Source organism: Syntrophotaleaceae bacterium (assembly GCA_041390365.1).
Classification (GTDB): Bacteria; Desulfobacterota; Desulfuromonadia; order Desulfuromonadales; family Syntrophotaleaceae; genus JAWKQB01.
The window spans coordinates 549,557-570,133 of sequence record JAWKQB010000002.1 but is presented as its reverse complement, the minus strand read 5'-3'; the positions used below and the strand labels follow the sequence as shown (position 1 = coordinate 570,133).

Here is a 20,577-nt window from a genome sequence, read left to right as displayed (position 1 = left end):
GTAAAAAACCCGAGGCTTTGAAGTCAAGATCAAAAGCCGATTTCGATTTAAAGCCTTTCAACAAAATCCTAGATACAGGGAATCCATGAAATTCACCGACCTCTTCATACAGCGTCCCGTCCTCGCCATGGTGGTCAGCCTGCTGATTCTGATTGCCGGTCTCCAGGCCCTGCGCTCCATCAATGTCCGTCAGTATCCGCGCAGCGAGAGCGCAACCATTACCGTCACCACCGTCTATGTCGGAGCCGATGCCGAACTGGTGCGGGGCTTTATCACTACCCCGCTGGAGCGGGCCATCGCCGCCGCCGACGGCATCGATTACATCGAGTCGCAGAGTGCACTCGGGGTCTCCACCATCAATGTGCGGCTGGAGCTCAACTACGACCCGACCAAGGCGCTGGCCGAAATCAGTTCCAAAGTCGATCAGGTGCGCAACGACCTGCCGCCCGAGGCGGAAGTGCCGGTCATCAATATCGAATCGGCGGAGAGTCAGTTCGCCGCGGCCTACCTCAGTTTCACCTCGGATATCCTCGAGCAGAACGAAATCACCGACTATCTGGTCCGGGTGGTGCAACCCCGCCTTGCGGCTTTGCAGGGAATGCAGCGGGCGAATATCCTCGGCGCCCGTACCTTTGCCATGCGCATCTGGCTGCACCCGGACAAGATGACAGCCTATGACATCACGCCCCGTGAGGTGCGGGCGGCTCTGGCCGCCAACAACTTCCTGTCCACCCTCGGGCGGACCAAGGGCGCTCTGATCCAGGTCAATCTGACGGCGAATACCAACCTGACTTCGGTCAGGGAATTCAAACGTCTGGTCGTGCGCCAGGAAAACGGTGCGATTGTACGTCTGGAAGATATCGCGGATGTGGTCCTGGGCGCCGAGGATTATGACACCGAGGTGCGCTTTTCCGGTCAGACCGCGGTTTTCATGGGGATTTGGGCTCTTCCCAATGCCAACAGTCTGGATCTGGTTCATCTGGTCCGCCAGGAGATGGAGGAGATTCAGCGGGAATTGCCGAGCGGCATGGAGGCACGGGTTGCCTACGATGCCACCGAATATATCGACAACGCCATTCACGAAGTGACCAAAACCCTGCTCGAAACCTTGCTCATCGTGGTAGTGGTCATTTTTCTTTTTCTGGGCAGCCTGCGTTCGGCGCTGGTGCCGATCATCGCCATTCCCCTGTCCCTGATCGGCGCCGTCTTTCTGATGCAGGCCTTCGGCTTCACCCTCAATCTGCTGACCCTGCTGGCGATTGTCCTGTCCGTGGGGCTGGTGGTGGATGATGCCATCGTCGTGGTGGAAAACGTCGAACGCCATCTGAGTGAAGGGAAAAAGCCGCTCGAAGCCGCGCTGATGGGAGCCAGGGAACTGGTCGGTCCGATTATTGCCATGACCATCACTTTGGCGGCGGTGTATGCCCCGATCGGCCTGCAGGGAGGTTTGACCGGCTCCCTGTTCCGTGAATTCGCCTTTACTTTGGCCGGCGCCGTCGGGATTTCCGGCATCGTTGCCCTGACCCTCTCGCCCATTATGTCGGCGCGACTGCTCAAACCCGGCATGGAAGAAAAGGGGTTGGCAGGAATGATTTCCCGCGGCTTTCACCGGCTGCGCGATGCCTACGCGCGCTGGCTGGGAGCCACCCTGCGCATGCGCCCGGCCATGTACGGGATCTGGATCGTTGTCAGCCTTCTGGCGATCCCCATGTACCGCCTGTCTCCCGCCGAACTGGCGCCAACGGAGGACCAGGGGGTCATCTTCGGCATCCTCGAAGGGTCCGCCAATGCGACTCTCGATCAGACCATCATCTTTGCGGATGCCGCCAACCGGATTTTTCTCGACGTGCCCGAGACGGAATTTACCTTTCAGCTGACTTCGGCCTCCTCAGGTTTCGGCGGCATGGTCGCCGAGCCCTGGGAAAAACGGGATCGGACCATCTTCGAAATCCTGCCGGAAGTCCAGGCCAGACTCGAGTCCCTCCCCGGCATCCGCATGTTCCCGGTCACCCCGGCGCCCCTGCCCGGAGGCGGTCAGTTTCCGGTCGAGTTCATCATCGCATCCACTGCGGAAACGGAACGAATTCTGGAATTCGCCACCCAGTTGAAGGACAAGGCTGCCGCGAGCGGAATGTTTGCCTTCCCCCCGACCATTGACGTCAAGATCGATCAGCCCCAGGCCGAATTCATTATCGATCGCGACAAGGTCGCCGATCTCGGCCTCAATCTGCAGCAGGTGGGGGGCGATTTGAGTGCCATGGTTGGCGGGGATTTTGTCAACAGATTCGATATCGCGGGGCGCAGTTACAAGGTCATCCCCCAGATCCAGCGCACAGGCCGTCTCAATCCCGATCAGCTGCAGCGCATCACCATTGCCGGCCCCGGCGGAGACCCCATCAAACTGGCCACCATTGCCGACATCAGGCAAAAAACCGTTCCCCGCTCCCTGAACCGCTTTCAGCAGCTCAACGCTGTGAAAATCAGCGGCGTGTCCATCCGGCCCCTGGACGAGACCCTGACCTATATGGAGGAGGAAGCAGCCAAATTGCTACCCAATGGCTATACCATCGATTACACCGGGGAGTCCCGCCAGTTGCGGCAGGAAGGAACGAAATTCCTGCAGGCCTTCACCCTGGCGGTCATCCTCATCTTCCTGGTGCTGGCCGCTCAGTTCAACAGTTTCCGCGATCCCTTCGTCATTCTTGCGGGATCGGTCCCTCTCGCCATGTTCGGTGCGCTGCTTTTCACCTTTCTGAAGATTCCCGATCCCAATGTCCCCTTTTTCACCAGCGGCTGGACCACGACCCTCAACATCTATTCCCAGGTCGGCCTGGTCACCCTGGTCGGACTGGTTGCCAAAAACGGCATCCTGATCGTGGAATTTGCCAACCAGTTGCAGCGCCGGGGTCTGGGAAAACTGGCCGCCGTGCATGAGGCCTCATTGACCCGTCTGCGGCCGATTCTCATGACCAGCGTCGCCACCATTGCCGGACACTTTCCACTGACCCTGGTCAGTGGGGCCGGGGCAGAAGCGCGGAACTCCATTGGACTGGTGCTTGTCGGCGGGATGTTTATCGGCACCCTGTTCACCCTGTTCGTGGTACCGGCCATTTACATGCTCGTGGCACGGGATCATGCCAAAGACAGAACCCACGCCACTGTCGGATCGTAACAGGGGAAGATCAAGCCTCGTCAGGACGGATTTTTCACGACGGGTATGTGCCGGAAGGAAAGGATCCAAACAAAATTTTTTTAAGCTTTCGGGCGGCTACAGGCTCTCAATGTGCAGAGCCTGCAGGCCGCCCATTTTTTGCCGGACCATGGGGTGTCTCCTTATCGGAAGCATAGTATCATCGGGAGTTAACGGTTTCAGTCTCCGGCACTTCGATCATTTTAATTGGAATTTCAAGCTCTTCCAACAGGCTCACCAAGGCATTCCGCAGAATCTGCTCACCGTAGAGAGTGCGGGGCGGAGTCAGGCCGTTCTGAATCCGGAAAATGAAACTGGCGTATCCGACCACGGCATTGGCATGATCGGATTTTTTCTGCACCTGCTGATACTCCTCCATTCTCACCAGAGTCATTTCCATCCACTGGTGCTTGTGAGCCTTCCTCCTTTCATTTTCGACCACTTGCTGATAGTTCTGGAGTCTTTTCAGAGTAGTCGTGCTGATTTCGATATACTTTTTCATCTTCTTGCCTTTCCTGCCCCAGAGGGCATGTATTGCAACCGTCCCTTGACATTGCATATATAACAAATTTAGTTATAGTTAAATTCTAAAGGTTGCGCTGCCGATTGTCAAACCTTCCCTCCCAGTTAATTTACCCGGAGTTTATCCGATCCTGATGTGGAAAATGGGCAGAGATCTGTTATTGATTAAAAACAGGTTGGGACGGAGTAAAAGGATAGGGGTCAGTGATTATGAAAAAAACCTGTATCCATATGCTTCTGGGGCTTCTCCTGTTGGCCGTTGCCGCCACGGCCTGCAGAAGAGACGAAGAACAACCGTTGGCCCCCGAGGTCAGCAAAGACCCCACGGTCTCGGAACCTACACACCTGAAAGAACCTCCCGCACCTTCTGACTGAGGGAAAACGGGCTGAAGGGTTTTTGCAGGAAGTGGGCCCCCGAGTCCAGAATCGACTGGTCCTCAAAAGCATCCTTGGGGTAACCGGACACGAGCAGTACCTTGAGATCGGGTTTGAGCCGTCTCAACTCGGCCGCCAGCGAAACGCCGCTTCGACCCGGCATCACAATATCGGTCAGCAGAACATCAATCTCATCGGGCCTCTGTTCAAAAATATTGACCGCCTCTTCGGCATTCTGCGCCTGCAGCACGGAATACCCGCCTCCCTGAAGAACCAGATGGGTCAACTCCCGCACGACGTCGTTGTCTTCAACCAGCAGCACGGTGCCCGCGCCCATGGCCGCTTGGGGCGGGGCAGATTCGATCCGCGCGGACTGGTCGACGTCTTCGATCCGGGGCAGGTAGATTCTGAAGGTCGTTCCCACTCCCGGCGTGCTGCAGACAAATACCTGCCCTTCGCTCTGCTGGACGATGCCGTAGACCGTCGAAAGTCCTAAACCTGTCCCCTTGCCGCTTTCCTTGGTGGTAAAGAAAGGCTCGAAAATGTGGCTCATGGTTTCGCTGTCCATTCCGATGCCGTTATCGGAGACCGAAAGCATGACATAACCTCCGGGCTTCAGTCCGGCCGGCCAGGAAGAGGAATTTTCTCCGAACTCGATATTCACGGTTTCGATAGTCAGTCGGCCGCCATTCGGCATGGCATCTCTGGCATTTACGGCCAGATTGAGAAGGACCTGCTCCATCTGACCGTAGTCTGCCCTGACAAAACCCAGCCGGGGATCGCTGATGACAAGCAGCTCAATATCCGCCGGAAGAGTCCGTTTGAGCATATCTTGCAGATCGGCCGCAAGGGTATTGAGATTGATTTCCGTGGCCTGGCACACCTGTCTTCGGCTGAAGGTCAGCAATTGGGACGTCAGGGCAGCGGCCTGGTCCGCCGCCCTGCAGATCTGCTCCAGGCAAGTTTGCATGTTCCCGTCGGAGGTTTCCTGCAGGAGGTACTCGCCGTAGCCGCTGATGATCGTCAGCAGGTTATTGAAATCGTGGGCGACACCCCCGGCCAGACGCCCCATAGCTTCCATTTTCTGGGCATGCAGAAACTGCTTTTGCAAATTTTTAAGTTCGGTATTGTCAAATAGAAAGGCACGCAGGTAGGTCAGCTCTCCCTCGTCATCAAAAACTCCTATCACGTTCGCAATAAGGGACAACGGCGTTCCGTCAAGCCTTTTCGTCTCCCACTCGTAATTTTCCAGTCTTTTTTCCCTTCGAATGAAGTCCATCAGTTTGGAAGCGGATTCCTGAGATTGGAAAAGGTGCAGAGCGCACATGCTGCGGGCCTGCTCGACGGACGAAAATCCGAACAGGCGCACATAGGCCGTGTTGCAATCGACGACTTGTCCATTGACAGTGGCCACAAGATTGGCGGTCAGATCGTTTTCGAAAACCTCCCGGAAACGCTCTTCGCTTTGCCGGAGATTTTCCAGGGCCAATCGAATGGTGGTCACATCCCGCGCCACCGACTGAAACTCCAACAGCTCGCCGTCATCGTCACTGATGGGACGATCGCTCCAGATAAACCAGCGATAACCTTCATCGCAGGTGACGATTTTCTGCTCGAACTGGGCAATCCGCGGTTCCGCGATCAGGGAGGTCATATGGTCCTCAAAAGACCTGCGGTCCGCCTGCGACAACAGATCAGGAATCCTGGAACCGAGCAACTGGTCCCGGGATTTGCCCATGAAACGGCAATAGGCTTCGTTCACAAAAGTTAGGGTGCCGTCCGGACGCCAGCGGCAGATGGGATCTACCTGGCTCTCGACCAGCATCCGATAACCGGCTTCACTGTCGAGCAGCGCCTTCTCCGCCTGTTTTTTAGCGTTGATTTCACAGATCTGCACCATGACCCTGGTTATATTTCCGTCCTGATCCAAGAGCGGAGAACATCGCATCTCCTGATGCCCTATAAGAGGATGCACTGTCTCCCTGATACAGGGCTCTCCGGTTTGAAACACCTCTTCTGCACAACAGTCCCGGCAGGGACCGCTTTGATCTGAACGAAAAGTTTTGTAACAGATAATTTCACCAGCCCTTTTTTCACTGGGAACGTAATCGTAGCCTCCGCCCCAGTTGCAGACAACCACCCGAAAGTCGCGATCGATGACGGCGATGAAATCCGGAATGGAGCCAATAAGATGATGTATCAGGGGATCCTTATCCAGACAGTCCACGGCTAACCTCATCCACTGAAAAGAAAGAAGCATTTTGATCAAATGACCAACAATACCTCACTCCATTTATAAGAATTTTTACATAATACTCGAGATTAGATTTTTTTGCAAAGAATCATCAAATTATCGACAATGTTCTTTGCAGGAAGGTAAAGAGCAAGAACGAGCATGGCTTGCCAGAGGAAAACTGTATGGATAATCGTTTTAAAGGGAAATGATCAGGAAGCGGTCATCGAAACAGGATTCGAGAAGGGGTCGGACCGTCGGCCACTCCAGGCCGCCGGTCCCGCAGCCGGGGCGGGGCAGGACCACTTCGGGCCAGCCCTGGGCGGCCACCAGAGCCAGGAGTTCTTGGCAGGATCTTTCGATCAGGCGAAGATCCGGGAATTCGAAGGGGCTGTTCTCGACGGGAAAACTGAAGATACCGTCCCCAAGAGAAAAGACATGGTTGCCCCGGGTCAGGATCAGGGTGCCGAGTTTTTGCGGCAAGGAGGGAAAACGATCGCGGGCCTGGCGGGCGCAACCGCGCAGCATGATGCAATCTCCCTTGGGGCCGACCGCCCCGCCGGTGGTGATGCCCAAAGGGGTGCGGCCGAGAAAATCCCAGAGGTTGCCGCAGATGTCCCGCATCATCGTTCCTGGTTCAGCATGGGACGTACCTGTTCCAGCAGAAAATCGAAAAGGTCTTCCCGGCTGGGTTGATAACCGACAGGAATGGAATTGACGATCTGCTCCAGTTCGTAGAGCACCCTGCCATCGTCGGTTTCCAGAGCATCCATCACGGCCTCAAACATCGGAATGACCTCATAGAGATCGTCCCGATCGAAGGGGCGATTGTCGGGCTTGCCGCAGAACTTGGGCTCATCCCGGGTTTCTTTTTTGCGGCGATATTTGAAATACAGATCGGATGGTTTGATGGCGATCCCCATGGCGCAGGCCCTTTCTGTTCAAAAGTTAGGCATCAGTGATCACAGGAGCCGCAATGCCCGGCCTTGGAACAGGCGCTGCGGCAGGGTGCCGAGCCGATCCGGGCGGCAGGGGTCTCCATGAAGGCTGCAAAACTGTCCCGATCCACGAGCCATTGCCCTTCCTCCTCCCTCCCCTTCAATTGTCCTCTTTTGATAAAGAGAAGCACGTTGAGCGGAGTGGTTCCAAGGGTTTTCGCCACTTCCTCCACCGGAATACTATCCCTGTTTTCAGCGGATCTCACCATGATTAAACTCCTTCCTGATCGGCAGGCAGAATGCTATGGTTCCTGCCCATGACTTATTTTGGCCTGCCTTTACGTAATGGAATGCAGAGATCAGGCCAGAAGCGCTTATAAAAAAAGGCGGAACAGTTTTCATCCGCTCCGCCCCGGACAGGATTAAGCGAGGATCATTCTTCCTCAGTGCCCTTCACCTCATCCAGTCTTTTTTTGAGAGCCGTCAACGTCTTCTCAAGACCATCAATTTCAGCCTTGAGACCTGCGGCCTCATTTGCCGGATTATAGGGGAAAACCTCCTCCGCCATGGGGTAATATCCTCTACCGACCCAGCCGCAGCGCATTCCTCTGCCGAAGCCTCCGCCTTTCCCCCAAGCGCGGCCAAGGCCTCTTCCGAAGGAAGGATTGGCAGAACCGGGCCTGTCGAAACCGGCACAAAATCCCATGCCTCTGCCTGTCCTGGCCCCAAATCCCATCGGTCCCGTTTTATCTCCTCTTGGCATTTTCAGCTCCTTTCGGCTCTCCCAGGACAAATACCTGGTGAACCTTTATAGATGTTTTTTACATCTAAAATATATTTACATCTCTTTTTGATGTCAACAAAAAAAACCGGGCCCTCCATCAGGAGTTGCCCGGTCTTAAAGTGGCCGAAAAACCCACCTCCCGTGATATCAGGCCTTTCCGGCACTTCCCAGCACCGCCTGGTTCTTGTGCTTGATCAGCCGGATCAGCTCCTTGCGGGCCTCGCCCAGATATTTTCTCGGATCGAATTCCTCGGGATGTCCGGCCAGATATTCCCGTATTTTGGCGGTAACGGCCAGGCGACCGTCGGAATCGATGTTGATCTTGCAGACCGAGCTGGCTGCCGCCCTCCTCAGCTGTTCTTCCGACACGCCTACGGCACCTTCCATCCTACCGCCGAAACGGTTGATCAGGTCCACATATTCGATGACCACGCTGGAAGAGCCGTGCAGGACAATGGGAAACCCGGGCACGAGCTTTTCGATTTCTTCCAGAATGTCGAAGCGCAGCCCCGGAGGCTCCTCACCAGGTTTCACCTTGAATTTATAGGCTCCATGGCTGGTGCCGATGGAAATGGCCAGGGAATCGACCCCCGTCTTGCGGACGAAATCCTCCACCTCCTCAGGGCGTGTATAGGTGGAATGCTCCGCCTGCACCTCATCCTCGATACCTGCCAGGATTCCCAGCTCCCCTTCGACAGTCACATCCTGCTGATGAGCTAATTCGACGACCCTGCGGGTCAAGGCGATGTTGTCCTCGTAGGGCAGATGGGAACCATCGATCATGACCGAGGAAAACCCAGACTCAATGCAGGATTTACAGAGCTCAAAGGAATCCCCATGGTCCAGGTGGAGGGCGATCGGGATGCCGGATCCCATTTCCCGGGCCATTTTTACCGCTCCCATCGCCATGTAGCGCAGCATGGTTTCATTCGCATAGCTTCGGGCGCCTTTGCTGACCTGGATGATGACCGGCGATGCCGTCTCCACGCAGGCCGTTACAATGGCCTGGAGCTGTTCAAGATTATTGAAGTTGTAAGCGGGGATGGCGTATCCTCCGCCTACAGCTTTTCGAAACATGTCCCGCGTATTGACCAGACCCAATTCCTTGTAGTGAGTTGTTTCCGACATTGAATCGATCCTCCGATAGTAGAGCACCCCTTGACCTGAGGGGCGGCTGGGGCTGAAGGTGAGAGGTTTCCTGCGGTGTGCGGCAGCATCAACAGTAAACCCGACTCGAGATCTTAGTAAAAACTGACGGAAATTTCCAACAGTATATTGAAAAAATTTCCAGAGGCTGCATTATTTATCTGTACAATTTCTGTACAATTTCGATGAAAAGCTTGTCGCTTTTCTGCCGTTAACTGATGAGCGGGCGGGCAAAAAGCTTGAAAACGACCCTCTCATCGTATACGATAAGACGCTTTTCTGGCGGGCGCCAGGTTCGAAAAAATCTCGCAAGGGGAAGGGAGCGTAAACAAGCATGCAAAAACAGGAAAAATACCTCAAGGACTGGATCAAACAGGATGAAGTCGCGGAGGCGATGCTGCCGTTGATCGGCCGCCTTTACCGCGACCGGGGCGTGAACGTCAACGTCTATGGCCAAGCTTTGCAAAACCGGTCGGCAATCGAGATCTGCAATGCTCATCGCTTTGCCCAGCAGGTCCTGGAAAGTGATTTGTCGGTCCTGGATACCTTTCCTGTCCTGCAAGCTCTCAGCAAGCTCGATCTGTCCCCCTGCCGTATCGATATCGGCAAGCTGACCGTCCGCTTCCGCTCACTTAAAAAGAAAAAAAGCGTCGACGATTTTGTTCGGGAGGAGTTGTCGTCCATTACCAACGGACAGGGCTCTCTGCTGCAGAAACCGCGGGACGTGGTGCTGTACGGATTCGGACGGATCGGCCGGCTCCTGGCACGGGTGCTGATTGAAAAAACGGGCGGCGGTGACAAGCTGCGATTGCGCGCCATCGTGGTTCGCAAAGGCACCGACGATGACCTGATGAAACGGGCCAGCCTGCTGGAGCGGGATTCGGTCCACGGCCAGTTCGAAGCGGTCATCAGCCTCGACGAGAAAGAGAATGCCATTATTGCCAACGGCAACATGATCCGGCTGATCTATGCAAATGCCCCTGAGGACATTGATTACACCGTCTACGGCATCCGGGATGCGATCGTCATCGACAACACCGGCATCTGGCGCGACCGGGAAGGGCTGGGCCGCCACCTGAAATCGAAAGGTGTTTCCAAAGTCATCCTCACTGCTCCGGGCAAGGGTGATATTCCCAACATCGTTTTCGGTATCAACAATGAACTGGTTGCGGACAAGGAAAACATCTATTCCGCCGCCAGCTGCACAACCAACGCCGTAGTCCCGGTTCTCAAGGCAATCAACGACAGGTTCGGCATCGCAAGCGGCCATCTGGAAACCTGCCACTCCTATACCAATGACCAGAACCTGATCGACAACTACCACAAGAAAACACGCCGCGGACGGGCCGCCGCTCTCAACATGGTCATTACCGAAACCGGTGCGGCCAAAGCCTCGACCAAAGCACTGCCGGAACTGGCCGGCAAACTGACCGGCAACGCCATTCGCGTTCCGGTTGCCAACGTTTCCCTGGCCGTGATGAACCTCTCCCTTAACAAAGCCACCTCCGTAGAGGAGCTGAACAACTATCTGCGGGACATGGCGCTGCATAGCCCACTGCAGAACCAGATTGCCTATGTCAATTCACCGGAAATGGTTTCCAGCGATTTCATCGGATCCCGCCACGCCGGAGTGGTCGACTCCCTTGCAACGATCGTGAACGGCGACCGGTGCGTGCTGTACGTCTGGTACGACAACGAGTTCGGCTATACCTGCCAGGTCATGAGGCTGGCACAAAAAATCGCCGGCCTTGAGCTTCCGGTCTTCCCGATCGAACGGTCCGAAAGCAAGGAAACGACGAAAGAACCGGAGCCGACCCCTATCTAATCCCCTCGGCCGAAAATCTCCAAAGCGTCTCCCTCGTTCCCGGGGAGACGCTTTTTACCATTGCGGATCCGGATCCCGAACTTCTGCATAAAAACAGAGAGGGCCAACAATGTCGGCCCTCTCTGTTTTTATCCATCCAAGGTTTTGCGAGGCATCAGAATTTCTTCATCAACCGCATCTTCTTGCGCAGTCGCCGCTGGGCTTCTTTTTCCTTGCGCTTCCGCTTGACGCTGGGTTTTTCGTAAAACTTGCGCTGCTTCATTTCACGAAACAACCCCTCCTGCTGGAGCTTGCGCTTGAGCACCCGAATGGCCTTTTCGACGTTGTTGTCGACCACCTGGATTTCCACGGAACCTCACCTCGCTTCCCTTGTTTAATTCTATTGTCTTACAAAGACAAAAAAGCATTTTAGACTCATTTTTCTGTTTTTTCAAGGACAAAAACAGGAATTATTTAAAGATCCCCAGTCAACAGGGCGACCTCAATCCCGCCATTTCTGAGCATTGAAAGTTGACGCAGGGGGATGCCGGTTGCCTTCGCAAGATTCGGGTCGGGGCATATCATGGCGAAGCGCCAGCCTTTGAAGCTTTCCCGGCAAGTCTTCCCCAACCGCCTGTACAACGAAACCAGCTCCCGGTCGCAACCGAGACGGGTCCCGTAGGGGGGATTGCACAGCACGAGCCCAGGCCCCTCGACGGGCTGAAGCTCGCCCAACTCGGCCCTGGACAAAACGATTTTCCCCCTGACTCCCGCCCGTTCGGCATTCCGCGCCGCGGCTGCCACCACGAGGTTATCGCAATCGCTGCCTGCGATCAGTGTCTCCACTTCAAGGGCTGAACTCGATGCCTCGTTGAGCAGGGCCTGCCAAAGCCCGGGCCGGTAACGTGGCCACTTCATGAAGGCAAAAGACCGGCGGCTCCCAGGGGCATAATGACCGGCCAGCAAGGCCGCCTCGATGGGAAACGTGCCCGATCCGCACATCGGATCGACCAAAGGAACTCCTCCATTCCACTGGAGAAGACGCAGAATGCCTGCCGCAAGTGTTTCCCGCATGGGAGCCGGTCCGATATCCTCCCGGTAACCCCGTCGATGGAGCAGTTCTCCCGAACTGTCGACCGACAGCCGACAGACATCGTCTTCCATCCGGACCATCAGCCACTGGTCGCTTTCTGCAGCCAAATCGCTGGAGGCCCTGCCCAATGCCCGGTCGGCGGCCTGGCGCAAAGTTTCCGCGATCCTCCCGGTATGCTGCAGTCGGGACCGGTGGCAGGTGACCCTTATCTTCAGAGGCGTCTCCTTTTTCAGGTAACGCCCCCAGGGCAACAAAAGGGCCTTTCGGTAAAGGGCGGGGAAGTCCCGGCAGCGGAACTCTTCCCACCGCACCAGTATCCGGCTCGAGCAGCGCAACCAGAGATTGGTCAGATAGATCTCGCGCAGTCCCCCGGAAAATTCCACGCCGCCCGGAACAATCCGGTTTGTCAGACCCAAAAGGGCAAGCTCCTCGGCACAGACCGATTCCAGGCCGGGCGCCGTGACAGCAAAAAGTTGGTCAATTCGATTTTTCAAGTTCAGCTTGCCTCTTAAAAAGGACAGCAGGGACACAAAGGGCAATTTTCCACAGGGACCTTTTCTGCTATCATTGGCTCTCTTAATCTGCGAAAGGAGCCGCCGTTTTATGACACTCGACAATCTGGACATCGATTGGGAATACCTTTTGGAACGACTTGATCATCTCATGGAGCTCGGGGTGGAATATCTTTCCCGCCAATTGGCAGAATTCCATTTCGATCCTCTCCTTTTCGAAAAACATATGGCCTTCCGCTGGCGCCGCCAGGGGGAGGCGGGGTTCCTGGCCGAAGTCCCCTATCCCGATCTACCCGACCACGGGGATCTGCTGGGGATAGATCGTACCTTGAACCGGCTGCGCGACAATACGGAACAGTTTGTCCACGGCTTTCCAGCCAACAACGTCCTGCTTTGGGGAGAACGGGGAAATGGCAAATCCTCCGCCATCAAGGGACTTCTTCTGCCTTTGGCCCCCCTCGGGCTCAGGCTGGTGGAGGTACAGAAGGAAGACCTGTTCCAACTTCCCGAGATAACTGGCCTGCTAAGGCCCCTTCCCTACCGTTTCATCCTGTTCTGCGATGACCTCTCGTTCAGTGAAAACGACCCGGGTTACCGGGAGCTCAAAGCCCTTCTGGAAGGCAGCATCGAGGCGAGGGCTGACAACATTCTGGTCTATGCAACCAGCAACCGGCGTCACCTGTTGCCGGAACATCTGGCCGAAAACACTGGAGAACAGGAGATACACCCGGAAGAGGCGGTTGCGGAAAAGCTTTCCCTTTCCGACCGGTTCGGCATCACGCTGGGTTTCTACCCCATGTCCCAGGATACGTTCCTTGCCATTGTCCGGCATCTGGCGACCTCCCGCGGACTCGCCATCCAACAGCAGTCGCTGGAATCGGCAGCCCTGCAGTGGGCCATGGAACGTGGCGCCCGCTCCGGGCGGGTTGCCCGACAATTCATCGATGACCTTTCCGGAAAACTGGCCCTGAGGCAGCTGAGCCGAAAAGAGGGCCGTTGACGCAACTGGCTTCTGAGACTGGTGCAACGCGTCGTTGGCACAGAATCCCGGCGTCGGTATGCATCTTGCTCTGGAAAAGAGCCTGTGCAATAGGGGTTGTCAAAAGTCCTGGGGCCATCCCGGCCCTGCATCCGGCTATCACAATCGATTCCTTGGAAACAATCGATTCCTTGGGAGGTTCCATCAATGTACACCCGATATTTTCTGCCTGGCCAGAAAGTTCTGCTGAAAACGTTTCAACCCGATACGGATTCTCTCCGTATTGAATCGGTCAATACAAGACTTGTCAGCTATGATGATGGCAGGTTTGAGCTTTCCCTGGTTCATCCCTGGCAGATCAACGAACCTTTTTTCGCCTCTGAAAATCAGGAGATTGAAATCATTTCCGAACGCTTCGGCATAGGTCTACGTTCAACGGGGAGTTTTCGAGGGATTGCCAAGGGAAAATTGTTACGGCTGCAAGCCAACTACGATCTAAATCTTTTTCGTTTAAAGCCGAAACCGCGCATCAACACCCACATCGGTTTCCAGCAGTTTTCGGCCAAAACCGGTTCCAGTATCTTTTACAGGAAATGGATACAGCAGATCGAGAAAATGAAGGATCTTTCTGCCGCCCTCAGCGCCCCGATACTCCCCCTGGGCGAGGTCAACATCAGCAGTACCGGCCTTCGCGCTGCCCTGAAAACCCCTGTTGCCAACCACGACCTGTGCCTGATGATGCTGGAACTCCACCCCGATGAAAAGCCGATCTGTACCCTGGGTGAAGTCGTCTGGTCATCCCCCTTGACTGGAACCGAGCGCTATCTGGCCGGCCTGCAGTTTCTCAATATTCTTAAAAACGATCAGGAACGGATCGAGGAGTTCATTAAAAAAGACCTCGCTGCTGCAACCATGAAGTCAACTCCGGCCAGGGCATAACAAGCCAGGGGACCGCGTACCGGGACCGGATCGGCAATCCCTACAGACAGCCCCAGGCCCCTCGAGGAAATATTTGGAGAATAGACGTTTTTGGGCTGAAATCCCCGCCTTTTGACCACTTTCTAGAAAAAAGGTTTAATCTTTTTCGTCAACCTGACATATTCAACGTGACCTTCTGCGGCACCTCGCCGTCCTCTGATCAGAATCGGTAATCTTTTGAAAAATATAGCAAATTCGGCTCCATCCACAGCTTCGTGGAAAACCCTGTGGGGAACACCCCCAAGGCAGTTCGCATATGCCGACTGGACCTGGGGTTGTAGCTCATTGCCTAATTTTTAGGCAAAAAACACACCCTTTTTTATCCACATCTCCTTCCTGATTTCAACAATTTTTAACTGGAAAAACTGCTCGCAAGTCAGCTTCCTCATAGGTTCGGAGTCGGGATCGAAAAGACTGTTTCACCTCGACACGATCAGGAAAAAACTGTATCAGGCAGGAAAAACCCCGCGGGATGGATGCCGGCTCGGCCTGACCTCACCCTCAGCCAGCCTCCTCAGAAACTCCCGCCGGGTCACCCCTGCGGCCCCGAGCGAGAACAGATGTTGTGAAGAGATCTGGCAGTCGATCAGCCGATAGCCCAGTTCGGCAAGGCGCCGGGCCAAAGTGCAAAATACAACTTTTGATGCATTGGTGACACGAAAAAACATCGATTCGCCAAAGAAGCAGCGACCGAGGGCAACACCGTAGAGCCCACCGGCCAGGAAATCGTCCTGCCATGCTTCTACGGAGTGGGCATAACCGAGTTCATGCAAGCGGCCATACGCCTCCGCCATGGAGGCGGTGATCCAGGTACCCTGCCCCTGTCCGCGGCGCAGGTCGGCACAACTGCTGACAACCTGATGAAAGGCCTGGTCAAAGGTGATCCTGAAAGGATTGCTCTTCATGAACCTGGCCAACCGCCTGCTGACCCTCACTTCGCCCGGTTCGAGAATGCAACGGGGATCCGGGCTCCACCAGAGGATCGGTTCGCCCTCGTTGAACCAGGGGAAGATACCCATGGAATAAGCGAGCAGCAGTCTTTCTGGAGAAAGATCCCCGCCAACAGCCAGCAACCCCTCGGGCTCGGCCAGTTCAGGGTCGGGAAAAATCAGCCGGTCTGTCAGACGAAAGATGGGCATAAGAGAGTCGGGGATTCTGAAGCAGGGGCATGACCAACCATCCTCGCCATGAAGCGGCAGCGGAGCGGTCGTCGTTGCCGTCAATAGATGAGGCGGTTAACGGCAACGACGCCCGGCTTGGCTCAGCTGTAACGGAAGGTCAGTGTATCCTGGCGGCAGCCGACATTCACCGTCCCCCCCCTGGACAGATGGCCAAAGAGGATTTCGTTGGCGATGACATCGCTGATCTCGGTCTGGATGAGGCGCGCCAACGGCCGGGCGCCGTAAACGGGATCGAAGCCTCGGCGGGCCAGCAGGGTGCGCGCGGGAGCGGAAAGCTTGATCTCGACCTTCTGGTCTACCAGCCGCTTGCGCAACTCCTGAATAAATTTGTCCACGATCAGGAGCATGGTTTCCTCACTCAGGGCGCGGAAGGAAATCATGGCATCCAGCCGATTGCGGAATTCGGGGGAGAAAGTGCGCTCTACAGCATTCTTGTTGCTGCCCGTAATGCCTCCCTGCCCGAATCCGATCGGTTTCGCACTCAGGTCACGAGCGCCGACGTTGCTGGTCATGATCAGCACCACGTTGCGGAAATCGGCATGCTTGCCGTTATTGTCGGTCAGAGTACCGTGGTCCATGACCTGGAGCAGAATGTTGAACAGGTCGGGATGGGCCTTTTCGATTTCATCGAGAAGCAGTACGGCGTAAGGGTGCTTGACCACCGCATCGGTCAACAATCCTCCCTGCTCGAACCCGACATAACCGGGAGGAGCCCCGATCAGGCGGGCGACGGAGTGCTTTTCCATGTATTCGCTCATGTCGAAGCGCAAGAACTCCACGCCGAGTTGCTCCGCCAGCTGCCGGGCGACTTCGGTCTTGCCGACCCCCGTGGGTCCGGTGAAGAGGAAGGAACCGGTCGGCTTGTCGGGATGGCCCAATCCGGCCCTGGCCCTCAATACTGAACGGCACATGGCATCGATGGCTTCGTCCTGGCCGAAAACCTTACGCTTGAGATCCCGGGCGAGATATTTCAGCCGTCTCCGGTCGTTGGTGGAAACGGTCCGCTCGGGAATCCGCGCCATGGAGGCGACAACTTTTTCCACATCGGCGACGGTAACCGTCTGCTTCGGAACCGGGGCGAGGCGACAGGCCGCTCCGACTTCATCGATCACATCGATCGCCTTGTCCGGAAGATGGCGGTAATTGATATGGCGGGCGGACAGTTCAGCCGCGGCCCGCAAGGCGTCATCGGTGAATTGAACCTTGTGGAAGGCTTCATACTTGTCCCGCAACCCACTCAGGATAGCCACAGTCTCCTCGACGGTTGGCTCGACGATATCGATTTTTTGAAAACGTCGGGACAGGGCCCGGTCCTTGTCGAACAGGTTCTTGTATTCCTCATAAGTGGTGGAGCCTATGCAGCGCAATTCACCGCTGGCCAGCATCGGCTTGAGAATGTTGGACGCATCCAGAGAGCCCCCGCTGGTCGCTCCCGCTCCCACGATAGTATGGATCTCATCGATGAACAAAATGGCATCCCTGCGGTTTTCCAGGGATTTCAGAACCCCTTTGAGCCGCTCTTCGAAATCGCCGCGAAATTTGGTGCCGGCCAGCAGCGCACCCATGTCGAGCAGGTAAATGGTGACGCCCTGCAACAGGTCGGGGACCCGCCCTTCGTGGATCATCAATGCCAGGCCTTCAGCCATGGCGGTCTTGCCGACCCCCGGCTCGCCGACATAAATGGGGTTGTTCTTACGTCGCCGACAGAGGACCTGAACGGTGCGCTCCAGTTCAAGGCTTCGTCCGATCAGAGGATCGATGCGACCCTGGCGCGCTCTCGCCAGCAGATTCACGGTGAAAGCCTTCAGGGGATCGGTTTCCGGACCCTTCGGGGTTTCCTGTTCGGCCGGCTTGTTCTGCTCGTCGCCGGGCTTTTGCTGATTCTTTGCAGAAGCCTTGCTGATACCGTGGGATATGTAGTTGAGGACGTCAAGCCGGCTGATCCCCTGGGTCTCGAGAATATAGACGGCATGGGATTTCTTTTCCTCGAGCATGGCGGCAAGAACATCGCCGAGGGAAATCTCCTTCTTGCCTGCAGAATGAAGGTGGAGCACGGCTCGCTGCAGAACCCGCTGCAGGCTGATGGTCTGTTCCGGAATCACTTCCTGGTCGCCCGGCAAGCTGACCATCTGATCCACGAAAAACTCCTCGAGCAGATGCTTGAGAGACTCCAGATCTCCGCCGCAGGCCGCAATAATCTCCTGGCCATGCTGTTCGAGAAGCATGGCGTAAAGAATATGTTCCGTGGTCAGGTATTCATGGTGGCGCTTCTGCGCCTCACGAACAGCCAGCGAAAACGTGATCTGGACTTCCTGTGCAAACATAGGTTTTCCCTTCAAACCTCTTCCAGGCTGCATTTCAGGGGAAAGCCGGCCTGGCGGGCCAGGTTGTGCACTCTGGCCACCTTGGTTTCAGCGATCTCATGCGGATAGATACCGCAGATCCCCACTCCCTGGTTGTGAATGGTCAGCATGATGCGGTTTGCCTCTGCAGAGGGCTTGCGGAATACCGACTCGAGGGTGCTCACCACGAATTCCATGGTGGTGTAGTCATCGTTGTGCATGAGCACCTTGTAACGAACGGGCGGCGCCGTCCTGACGCCTGTTTTCCTTTCGACCCTTGCCCCTCCAGACGGAATCTTTTCGCTCACAGGTCCGTCCTCCTCAAATGCATGATTTTGAAATTATCCTAGCATAACTTTTCGTTATCTTCCAAGGGTTGAGACTGCAGGTTTTTTTCAAACGGGTTCTGACCGACCATGTGCTATAGTGCACAACTAGCAGCGATTTTTTCATGAAATGAGAGCCTAAAGAATCCCACAAGGAGGACTTATGAACCAGTCACGGGGACCCTCTTCCCCCCATTCGCTGGAACAGAAAGTCAGCAACATGGCCCGGCACTTCAAGGCCGGCAGATCGCATCGAAGCCTCTTCCTGTTCCTGCTCATCCTGCTGCTGCTGATCCTGATCCTCACCAGCTTCTTCAAGGTGGATACGGAGGAAACCGGGGTTTTGCTGCGCTTCGGCCGATACAGCGGCACCGCTGAACCGGGGCTGCATTTAAAAATCCCCTTCGGCGTCGACCGCGTCTACAAGGTGAAGACCGGGAGGGTCCTCAAGGAAGAGTTCGGCTTCCGGACGCTTGAGGCGGGCGTGCGCACCACCTACACCAAAAGGAATCTCGAGGACGAGTCCCTGACCTTGACCGGAGATCTCAACGTCAGCGATGTGGAATGGATCGTTCAGTACCAGATCGCCGATCCTTTCAAGTACCTCTTCCGGATCGTGAATCCCGAGGAAACGATCCGCGACCTATCCGAGGCCGTCGTGCGCAAGGTGGTGGGCAACTCCAACGTGACCGAGGTGTTGACCACCGAACGGGCAGTGCTGGCCGACAGAATCTACAAGGAGTTGCAGGAGATCCTCAATACCTACGACAGCGGCATCCGCATCGTGACCGTGAAGTTTCAGGACGTTAACCCGCCTGATCCGGTCAAGGCCGCCTTCAACGAAGTCAACGAGGCGGAGCAGCAGAAGGAAAGCCTGATCTTTCAGGCGCGGGAGCAGTACAATCGCGAGGTCCCCAAGGCCCGAGGCGTAGCGCGACGCACAATCCAGGAGGCAGAGGGGTATGCCGTTGAACGCACCAACAGGGCACTGGGCGAAACCAGCCGGTTTCTCGCCCTGCTCACCGAATACCGCAAGGCCCCGGAAGTGACCCGGCAGCGGCTCTACCTGGAAACCCTGGAAAAGATCCTGCCCCAGCTCGAAGAAGTCTATGTCATGGACCAGGCCGGCTCCGCGGCCCTGCCCCTCCTTCCCCTGAGGAGCGAAAAGAAAGGAGAGCAGCCATGAGATTGTTTCTGATCGTTCTGGTGGCCCTGTTGGTGGTCGTGGGTTACGTCAACTCGCCGCTGGTGGTCGTCCGGGAGGGCGAGCAGGCATTGGTCACCCAGTTCGGCAAACCGGTGGGCGGGGTGTTGACCCCCGGCCTGCACCTGAAGATCCCCTTCATCCAGACGGTGCACCGCTTTGAAAAACGGATCCTGAAATGGGACGGGGATCCGAACCAGATTCCGACCAAGGACAAGCGCTACATTTTTCTCGACACCACCGCCCGCTGGCGTATCGCAGACCCGCTGCTTTTCTTCAAGACCGTGGCAACCGAACAGGGCGCCCAGAGCCGTCTGGACGATATTATCGACTCGGTGGTGCGGGATGCGGTATCCGGCCACCTTCTGGTCGAACTGGTTCGGGGCAGAGACTACCGTCCCCCCGGTGGGGCAGCTGAAGAGATCGAAATCGAGGGGATCCCGGTCCCCACCGATCAACTGACCGGCCATGAACAGATCCTGACCGACATTCTCGAAAAAGCCCGGGTCAGCACACCTGAATACGGTATCGAACTGATCGACGTCCAGATCAAACGCATCAACTACGTGGAGCAGGTCCGTCAGCGAGTCTATGAGCGGATGATCTCCGAGCGGAAGAAGGTCGCTGCCGAGTTCCGTTCCGAAGGCGAAGGAGAAAAAGCCGATATTCTCGGCCAGATGGAAAGGGAGCTGAAAACCATCAACTCGGAGGCTTACCGCAAGGCGGAGGAAATCCGGGGCCGGGCCGATGCGGAAGCCGCCGCCATCTATGCTTCGGCCTACGGCAAGGACCGTGAATTTTACGCCTTTATGCGCACCCTCGAATCCTATCACAAATCCATCGGCAACAACGGCAGGCTGGTGATCTCCACCGACAGCGATTTCTATCGCTATCTGCAGAAAAGCCGATAGCTCTGGGGAAAATAGCAACAACGTGAAAAGCGGGGCCGTTCTCATTCGGCCCCGCTTTT

The 20,577-nt window shown here is 56.0% G+C and carries 18 protein-coding genes; 6 read left to right on the top strand and 12 right to left on the bottom strand.

Features of this window, described 5'->3' with window-relative positions; all coding sequences use genetic code 11:
• Window positions 1–85 precede the first annotated feature (85 nt).
• On the top strand, window positions 86–3,172 hold the full coding sequence (locus R2940_09905) for an efflux RND transporter permease subunit (protein MEZ4600084.1): 3,087 nt from the start codon (window positions 86–88) through the stop codon (window positions 3,170–3,172).
• 178 nt (window positions 3,173–3,350) lie between these two features.
• Here R2940_09905 and R2940_09900 read toward each other — a convergent pair whose 3' ends face one another.
• From R2940_09900 to R2940_09870, 7 genes are all read right to left on the bottom strand, one after another.
• On the bottom strand, window positions 3,351–3,692 hold the full coding sequence (locus R2940_09900; protein MEZ4600083.1) for a hypothetical protein: 342 nt from the start codon (window positions 3,690–3,692) through the stop codon (window positions 3,351–3,353).
• Between the two features lie 357 nt (window positions 3,693–4,049).
• Complete coding sequence (locus R2940_09895) at window positions 4,050–6,314, bottom strand: PAS domain S-box protein (protein MEZ4600082.1); 2,265 nt, start codon at window positions 6,312–6,314, stop codon at window positions 4,050–4,052.
• A gap of 204 nt (window positions 6,315–6,518) precedes the next feature.
• Window positions 6,519–6,944 carry an ADP-ribose-binding protein gene (locus R2940_09890; GenBank protein MEZ4600081.1) on the bottom strand — a complete coding sequence of 142 codons (426 nt, stop codon included), beginning with the start codon at window positions 6,942–6,944 and terminating at the stop codon, window positions 6,519–6,521.
• Window positions 6,944–7,243: a hypothetical protein gene (locus R2940_09885; protein ID MEZ4600080.1), complete on the bottom strand. Its 300-nt coding sequence runs from the start codon at window positions 7,241–7,243 to the stop codon at window positions 6,944–6,946. The genes R2940_09890 and R2940_09885 overlap by 1 nt, the downstream gene beginning before the upstream one ends.
• Window positions 7,244–7,275: 32 nt before the next feature.
• A complete protein-coding gene (locus tag R2940_09880) occupies window positions 7,276–7,527 on the bottom strand; it encodes a hypothetical protein (GenBank protein MEZ4600079.1) in 252 nt (83 codons plus the stop codon).
• Window positions 7,528–7,691: 164 nt separating this feature from the next.
• Window positions 7,692–8,021, bottom strand: coding sequence for a DUF5320 domain-containing protein (locus R2940_09875; GenBank protein MEZ4600078.1), 330 nt, complete (start codon window positions 8,019–8,021; stop codon window positions 7,692–7,694).
• Between the two features lie 168 nt (window positions 8,022–8,189).
• Window positions 8,190–9,170, bottom strand: a complete 981-nt coding sequence (locus R2940_09870; GenBank protein MEZ4600077.1) for a class II fructose-bisphosphate aldolase — start codon at window positions 9,168–9,170, stop codon at window positions 8,190–8,192.
• 352 nt (window positions 9,171–9,522) lie between these two features.
• On the opposite strand from R2940_09870, the gene R2940_09865 reads away from it, so the two are divergent.
• On the top strand, window positions 9,523–11,013 hold the full coding sequence (locus tag R2940_09865) for a glyceraldehyde-3-phosphate dehydrogenase (GenBank protein ID MEZ4600076.1): 1,491 nt from the start codon (window positions 9,523–9,525) through the stop codon (window positions 11,011–11,013).
• A gap of 154 nt (window positions 11,014–11,167) precedes the next feature.
• On the opposite strand, the gene rpsU is transcribed toward R2940_09865, so the two are convergent.
• Entirely contained in the window at window positions 11,168–11,362 is a 195-nt protein-coding gene (rpsU, locus tag R2940_09860) for a 30S ribosomal protein S21 (protein ID MEZ4600075.1), read from the bottom strand.
• A 104-nt stretch (window positions 11,363–11,466) separates the two neighbouring features.
• Complete coding sequence (locus R2940_09855) at window positions 11,467–12,579, bottom strand: class I SAM-dependent RNA methyltransferase (GenBank protein ID MEZ4600074.1); 1,113 nt, start codon at window positions 12,577–12,579, stop codon at window positions 11,467–11,469.
• Window positions 12,580–12,688: 109 nt separating this feature from the next.
• Between R2940_09855 and R2940_09850 the strand changes: the two genes are divergently transcribed.
• Together R2940_09850 and R2940_09845 are read left to right on the top strand one after the other, a co-directional pair.
• Entirely contained in the window at window positions 12,689–13,597 is a 909-nt protein-coding gene (locus tag R2940_09850) for an ATP-binding protein (protein ID MEZ4600073.1), read from the top strand.
• A gap of 186 nt (window positions 13,598–13,783) precedes the next feature.
• The gene (locus R2940_09845) at window positions 13,784–14,515 is read left to right on the top strand and encodes a PilZ domain-containing protein (protein ID MEZ4600072.1); all 732 of its coding nucleotides are present in this window, start codon (window positions 13,784–13,786) and stop codon (window positions 14,513–14,515) included.
• 488 nt (window positions 14,516–15,003) lie between these two features.
• On the opposite strand, the gene aat is transcribed toward R2940_09845, so the two are convergent.
• The 3 genes from aat to clpS all read right to left on the bottom strand — a co-directional run bounded on the left by aat (window position 15,004) and on the right by clpS (window position 18,385).
• Entirely contained in the window at window positions 15,004–15,693 is a 690-nt protein-coding gene (aat, locus tag R2940_09840; protein MEZ4600071.1) for a leucyl/phenylalanyl-tRNA--protein transferase, read from the bottom strand.
• Between the two features lie 122 nt (window positions 15,694–15,815).
• Window positions 15,816–18,059, bottom strand: a complete 2,244-nt coding sequence (gene clpA, locus R2940_09835) for an ATP-dependent Clp protease ATP-binding subunit ClpA (protein MEZ4600070.1) — start codon at window positions 18,057–18,059, stop codon at window positions 15,816–15,818.
• 11 nt (window positions 18,060–18,070) lie between these two features.
• Window positions 18,071–18,385: an ATP-dependent Clp protease adapter ClpS gene (gene clpS, locus R2940_09830; GenBank protein ID MEZ4600069.1), complete on the bottom strand. Its 315-nt coding sequence runs from the start codon at window positions 18,383–18,385 to the stop codon at window positions 18,071–18,073.
• A 181-nt stretch (window positions 18,386–18,566) separates the two neighbouring features.
• On the opposite strand from clpS, the gene hflK reads away from it, so the two are divergent.
• Window positions 18,567–19,589 carry an FtsH protease activity modulator HflK gene (hflK, locus tag R2940_09825; protein ID MEZ4600068.1) on the top strand — a complete coding sequence of 341 codons (1,023 nt, stop codon included), beginning with the start codon at window positions 18,567–18,569 and terminating at the stop codon, window positions 19,587–19,589.
• Window positions 19,586–20,518: a protease modulator HflC gene (gene hflC / locus R2940_09820; protein MEZ4600067.1), complete on the top strand. Its 933-nt coding sequence runs from the start codon at window positions 19,586–19,588 to the stop codon at window positions 20,516–20,518. Before hflK ends, hflC begins: the two co-directional genes overlap by 4 nt.
• Window positions 20,519–20,577: the final 59 nt, after the last annotated feature.

Coding starts and splice junctions, on each gene's coding strand:
- R2940_09905 (MEZ4600084.1), top strand. CDS start 86: ATGAAATTCACCGACCTCTTCATACAGCGTCCCGTCCTCGCCATGGTG.
- R2940_09900 (MEZ4600083.1), bottom strand. CDS start 3,692: ATGAAAAAGTATATCGAAATCAGCACGACTACTCTGAAAAGACTCCAG.
- R2940_09890 (MEZ4600081.1), bottom strand. CDS start 6,944: ATGCGGGACATCTGCGGCAACCTCTGGGATTTTCTCGGCCGCACCCCT.
- R2940_09885 (MEZ4600080.1), bottom strand. CDS start 7,243: ATGGGGATCGCCATCAAACCATCCGATCTGTATTTCAAATATCGCCGC.
- R2940_09880 (MEZ4600079.1), bottom strand. CDS start 7,527: ATGGTGAGATCCGCTGAAAACAGGGATAGTATTCCGGTGGAGGAAGTG.
- R2940_09875 (MEZ4600078.1), bottom strand. CDS start 8,021: ATGCCAAGAGGAGATAAAACGGGACCGATGGGATTTGGGGCCAGGACA.
- R2940_09870 (MEZ4600077.1), bottom strand. CDS start 9,170: ATGTCGGAAACAACTCACTACAAGGAATTGGGTCTGGTCAATACGCGG.
- R2940_09865 (MEZ4600076.1), top strand. CDS start 9,523: ATGCAAAAACAGGAAAAATACCTCAAGGACTGGATCAAACAGGATGAA.
- R2940_09850 (MEZ4600073.1), top strand. CDS start 12,689: ATGACACTCGACAATCTGGACATCGATTGGGAATACCTTTTGGAACGA.
- R2940_09845 (MEZ4600072.1), top strand. CDS start 13,784: ATGTACACCCGATATTTTCTGCCTGGCCAGAAAGTTCTGCTGAAAACG.
- aat (MEZ4600071.1), bottom strand. CDS start 15,693: ATGCCCATCTTTCGTCTGACAGACCGGCTGATTTTTCCCGACCCTGAA.
- clpA (MEZ4600070.1), bottom strand. CDS start 18,059: ATGTTTGCACAGGAAGTCCAGATCACGTTTTCGCTGGCTGTTCGTGAG.
- hflK (MEZ4600068.1), top strand. CDS start 18,567: ATGAACCAGTCACGGGGACCCTCTTCCCCCCATTCGCTGGAACAGAAA.
- hflC (MEZ4600067.1), top strand. CDS start 19,586: ATGAGATTGTTTCTGATCGTTCTGGTGGCCCTGTTGGTGGTCGTGGGT.